Origin of the sequence: Halogeometricum sp. CBA1124 (assembly GCF_009741955.1) — an archaeon.
Classification (GTDB): Archaea; Halobacteriota; Halobacteria; order Halobacteriales; family Haloferacaceae; genus Halogeometricum; species Halogeometricum rufum.
In genome coordinates, this window is the sequence record NZ_WPCD01000245.1 from 1 (window position 1) to 4763 (window position 4763).

The window sequence follows — 4763 nt, forward strand, 5'->3', positions numbered from 1 at the left end:
TCGTCGGCAACCATCAGTTCCGTATTGCTTTCGAGAGAGACGGTATAGGTATCGTGGCCACTCGCGGTGCGAGGAAGCGACCGGAGAGGAGAGCGGCGACGACGGTTCAGGCGTCGTCTTCGTTCTTCAGTTCCTCGAGTTCCGCCTCGACGTCCTCGTCGGCGACGTCCATCTCCTCCAGTTCCTCGTCGACGTCGGCGCTCGACGTCTCCTCGTCGCTCTCGACCGGTGCCGACGACTTGCCCATCTCGGTCTTCAGCGTCTCCAGTTCGGTGTCGACTTCGGCGTTCGTCCGACCCGTCTCCAGTTCGCGGTCGATGGAGTCCTTGTCGGACATCGCGTCGTCGAACGCGCCGGTGTCGACGAGTTCGTCCATCGCGGCCGACCGGGCCTCCATCTCGTCGGTCTGGTCCTCCGCGCGTTCGAGGGCGCGAGAGACGTCGCCCATCTCGTCGCCGACGCCAGACATCGCCTCGGAGACGCGCGAGGAGGCTTCGGCCGCCTCGTACCGCGCCTTCATCGTCTCCTTCTTCGTCCGGAACTCCTCGATGCGGTTCTGGAGTTCGTTCTTCTTGTCGACGAGGTTGTCCTGCGTGTCCTGGAGGTTGGCGATCTGCGTCTCCAGTTCCTCTATCTGGTTCATCTTCGCCTGCTTCTTCTCCAAGGCGCGACGGGCCAGGTCGTCGCGGTCCTGTCTGACCGCCTCGCGGGCCTGTTCGTTGTGTTTCTCGACGTTCTCCTCCAGACGGCGCTTCTGAATCTCCAGACGCTTCTTCTGCGTCGTCAGGTCGGCGATTCCCTGCTTGACCTGCTGGAGTTCGTCGCGCATCTTCTCGTAGGAGTAGTCGAGCGTCTCCGTCGGGTCCTCCGCGCGGTTGAGGAGGGAGTTGATTTTCGAGCGGATGACGTAAGACGCGCGTGAGAGGATTCCCATAGCCCTATCTTGTTCACGCTGGCCTTAAAACCTCACGCGGTCAAGGTGTCGCGTGAGCGAGACGGTCCTGATACCGGGCGGACGTGACGTGCGGGCGACGCTCGACGTCGCCGGGAGCGACGGCGAGAACGCGGGCGACGACGCCGGTAGCGACGGCGAACCAGTCGACGGGATTGCGTCCGAGGCCGTCGTCGTCGCCTGCCCGCCCCACCCGCAACACGGTGGGCACCGCGGCGACGGGCGCCTCGTCGCCGTCAGCGACGCCCTCGGTCGGCGCGGCGTCGACTGCCTCCGGTTCGACTACGGCGCGTGGGACGAGGGGCACGGCGAACTCGCCGACGCCCACCGCGCAGTCGAGTGGGCCGCCGACCGGTACGAACGGGTCGCCCTGTTCGGCTTCAGTTTCGGGGGCACGATGGCGTTGTTGGCGGCCGCGGGCGGGGCGGACGTGCGGGCCGTCTCCGCCCTCGCGCCGGCGCACAGACTCGCCGAGGACCTCGACGTCGTCGCCGCGTTCCCCGACGTGCCCGTCCCCGTGCAGGTGGTGTACGGGACGCGCGACGACGTCGCCGCCGCCCACCTCGTCGCCGAACGCGCCCGCGAGTTCGAGCAGGCGGTGGTCGAACTCGAGGCGGACCACTTCTTCGTCGGACAGGAGGAGAAGGCGGCGACGGCGGTGGTCGACTTCCTCGTGCCGTGGCTTCAGTCCCCGGCCTCGCGGTAACCGGCGGCGGCGTTGACGACGACGGCGACGACGCCCGCGGCGACGATGAACGTCCAGAACGCCGCCCACGCCGCCGCGGCCACGTCGGCGAGGAAGACGTACGTCCCCGCGCCGGCGGCGAAGGCGACGGCGAACGGGGCGACGAACGGCGGGTCGGTCCAACTGCCGCCCGCGTTGTAGTACTCGACGGCGTACGCCCAGAGGTTCCCGACCGTGAACTGGAAGACGACGAGGCCGAACAGACCGCCGAGGACGGCGGTGAGGACGGGGAGCGGTTCGAGGGGTCGCCCGCGAAGCGACCACGCGGTTCCCGCGAGGAACACGGCCAGCATCACGGCGTGCCACGGGCGCGGGGTCGGTCGAAGTCGTCGCTGGAGGGACATACGCGGACGTCACCGCCGAGTGACAAGAGCGTGTCGCGTGGGAAGCGCCGTGGCGGGACGGCGCCGGTCGGTGGCCGGTGTCAGTCGTCGGCGCGTTCGGCGTCGAGAGCGTCGTTCGGGAAGCACTCCCCGAGGTCGTGAATCATGTCGATGGTCTCGGTCTTCGTCTGGGCGTCGAGGTCTTCGAGCGTCTCTATCTGGTCGAGGGCGCGCCGGAGAAGCGGGAGGCTCAGTCGGCCGTCGACGTGGCAGACCGGGAGGTAGAGGTCGGTGAACGACTCCGGCGGGATGCCGGACGTCGAGAGGAGGAAGTAGTCGTCGATGTCGGACATGTCGTCGACCGAGAAGTCGTCCGCCTCGTACGGCGTCTTGGGGGCGTCTTTCGTCGCACCGCGGACCGACGGAACGTGCAGGGTGTATTCGGACATTACTGTTCGAGCGTCGAGCGGGCGACTGAAAGGCTTTGTTGCCGGCTGAGGTGGCCGTTATCGGCCGATACACTATTATGAGGGGCCGCTCGGGCGTCGCTCACCCGCCGACCCGCCCGACGGCCCGTCACGCTCGGAGTCCGACGGTTCGTCCATGTGGTAGCCGACGACGGCCGTGACGAGACTCGCGGCGGCCAGCGTGCCGAGTGCCGGCGCGAACGTCCCCGTGCGGTCGTAGACGAAGCCGACGGTGAACGGCCCGAGGAAGCCGCCGATTTCCCCGACGGTGAATATCAGCCCCGTCGCGACGGCGGTGAGGCGCGGTCCGATACCGTCCATCTCTATCGGAATCGCCCGGACGAGCGGTGCCAATCCGCCGATGGCGAAGACGCCGACGAGGAGGAGCGACGCCGACAGCGTCCACAGCGAGGTGCCGACGACCAGTCCCAGCAGTCCGAGCGTCCCGGCGACGCCGCAACCGACTATCGGGAGTCGACGCGTCGAGAGGCGGTCCGAGAGCGCGGGGACGCCGACGATGCCGAGCACGCGGACGAGGACGAACAGGCTCGTCAGCGTCCCCGCCAGCGCCGGCGTCATGCCGCGCGTCTCCAGAATCGTCGCGAGCCAGTTCGACAGGCCGTGACTGATGAACAGCCGCATCGTGCCGACGACCACCAGCAGCAACAGGCCGTAGTGGGTGAACACCGAGCGGAGGTCGCTCGCTATCGACGCCCGCGCGAACGTCTGGTCTCCGTCGTCCGCGCCGAACCGCTCGACGCGACCCCACAGCGCCCACGACGCGACGACCCACAGGAGGGCGAACCCGACGACGAGGACGCCGCCGTAGCGGAAGAACTGCCGCCACCCGGTCCCGAACTGGCCGACGAGTGGCCGCGCGACGGCGAACACCGTCGCGCTCCCGAGCGTCGCGCCCACCGTGTAGACGGACGACACCGTCCCCGCGCGTTCGGCCGGGAACAGGTCGGACACCAGTTTCGGCAGGCCGAAGGTGACGGCGGTGCCGCCGACGCCGAGGAGGAGCGTCGGCGCCAGAACGGAGGCGAACCCGGTGGCGAACCCCCGAATGAGGTGCGCGACGCCGACGACGAACAGGCCCGCACCGAGCGCTCGCCGCGGCCCCAGTCGGTCGATGACGAGGCCCGACAGGAGCGAGAGGGGGATGTAGCTCAGTTGCACCGCGCCGGTGACGACTCCGGCCTCGGTGCCGGACAGCCCCAACTCCTCGATGACCGGCACGAGGAACGCCGCGAGCGAGAACCACGAGAACGTGAAGCAGAAGTAGCCGGCGCTGGCGAGGGTGAGCAGGACGTACGACTCCGCCGAGACGCCGTCGTCGGTCATTCGCGTCGGTGGCTCCGTGCGTCCACCTCCGCGGCCGGGTCTAAATCGGCGGCGGTATCGGCAGTCCGACGCGGGAATCGGCTTCGGTCAGTTGTAGCCGCGCCAGCGCCGTCCGCAGTTCTTGCACTTGAAGAACCGCGTCGGCGGTTCGTCGGCCGACCCGGTCTGTTTGATGGTGTACCACGCCTCGCCGTGGCCGCACTCCTCGCAGGTCACGTCCGTCGCCGTCGGCTTCCCCTCGAAGTCCGCGCCCTCCTCCGTCTCGATGCGTCCGAGTCGTCCTGCGCTTCTGTCGAGACGAACTCCGCGGCGCGGTCTGTGTCCTGCTCCTGCGTCGCGCCGCAACTCGAACAGACCATCTCGCCGTCCTGATTGTGCATCATCGAACCGCACTCGTCGCAGAACTGCATACGCCGACCTACGGCCGCGGTCACTAATGTGTTGCACGCCTCGGCGCGGCGGGCGTCAGTCCTCGTCGACCATCGGACAGTTTCGCACGCGGAACCGGTCCGTCTCGACCACTTCGACTATCTCCGTCCCCTCGTGGGTACAGGCCAGTTCCGGCGGGGCCGCGAGGTGGGGACACTGCTGGCAGAACTCCGACTTCGGGACCACGTGGTCGTCGTGGCCCGGCAACTCGTCGTCGACGGGTTCGGCCGCGTCGCCGGCGGGACCGACCCCCGTCGCCCCGTCGTCCTCCTCGACCAGTCCGGCCCACACCGCCTCGGAATCCACCGTCTCGACGGCCATCGACTCGAACAGCGACTCGGCGTCGTCCGCCGCGGCCGCACCGTCGACCCGGCCGTCGCGTCCGTCCGTCCGACCCGCGTCGCGTCGCTCCGACCGCCGGCGTTCGATGCGTCGAACGAGGTCCGAGAGCGGTGCGTCGTCCGTCGCGTCTGCGGCGTCCGCCGGACCGTCCTCGCCGATTC

6 protein-coding genes and 1 pseudogene are annotated in these 4763 nt (G+C 68.8%); 1 reads left to right on the forward strand and 6 read right to left on the reverse strand.

Going from position 1 to position 4763, the window contains the following annotated elements; genetic code table 11:
- Window positions 1-106 precede the first annotated feature (106 nt).
- Window positions 107-934, reverse strand: a complete 828-nt coding sequence (locus tag GJ632_RS19435; protein WP_191453801.1) for a PspA/IM30 family protein — start codon at window positions 932-934, stop codon at window positions 107-109.
- Between the two features lie 52 nt (window positions 935-986).
- Here GJ632_RS19435 and GJ632_RS19440 point away from each other — a divergent pair, with 52 nt between their 5' ends.
- The gene (locus GJ632_RS19440) at window positions 987-1658 is read left to right on the forward strand and encodes a dienelactone hydrolase family protein (RefSeq protein ID WP_343161272.1); all 672 of its coding nucleotides are present in this window, start codon (window positions 987-989) and stop codon (window positions 1656-1658) included.
- Here GJ632_RS19440 and GJ632_RS19445 read toward each other — a convergent pair.
- The 5 genes and pseudogenes from GJ632_RS19445 to GJ632_RS22510 form a co-directional block, all read right to left on the reverse strand.
- Window positions 1637-2041: a hypothetical protein gene (locus GJ632_RS19445; protein WP_191453802.1), complete on the reverse strand. Its 405-nt coding sequence runs from the start codon at window positions 2039-2041 to the stop codon at window positions 1637-1639. The genes GJ632_RS19440 and GJ632_RS19445 overlap by 22 nt on opposite strands.
- An 80-nt stretch (window positions 2042-2121) precedes the next feature.
- Window positions 2122-2469, reverse strand: coding sequence for a hypothetical protein (locus GJ632_RS19450; RefSeq protein WP_089808103.1), 348 nt, complete (start codon window positions 2467-2469; stop codon window positions 2122-2124).
- A 75-nt stretch (window positions 2470-2544) separates the two neighbouring features.
- On the reverse strand, window positions 2545-3831 hold the full coding sequence (locus GJ632_RS19455) for a CynX/NimT family MFS transporter (protein ID WP_191453803.1): 1287 nt from the start codon (window positions 3829-3831) through the stop codon (window positions 2545-2547).
- A gap of 87 nt (window positions 3832-3918) precedes the next feature.
- Window positions 3919-4241 (reverse strand): annotated as a pseudogene (locus GJ632_RS19460) (transcription factor S).
- Window positions 4242-4296: 55 nt separating this feature from the next.
- Window positions 4297-4763 (reverse strand): hypothetical protein (locus GJ632_RS22510; RefSeq protein WP_197428102.1); only part of this gene is annotated, 467 nt, incomplete at its 5' end.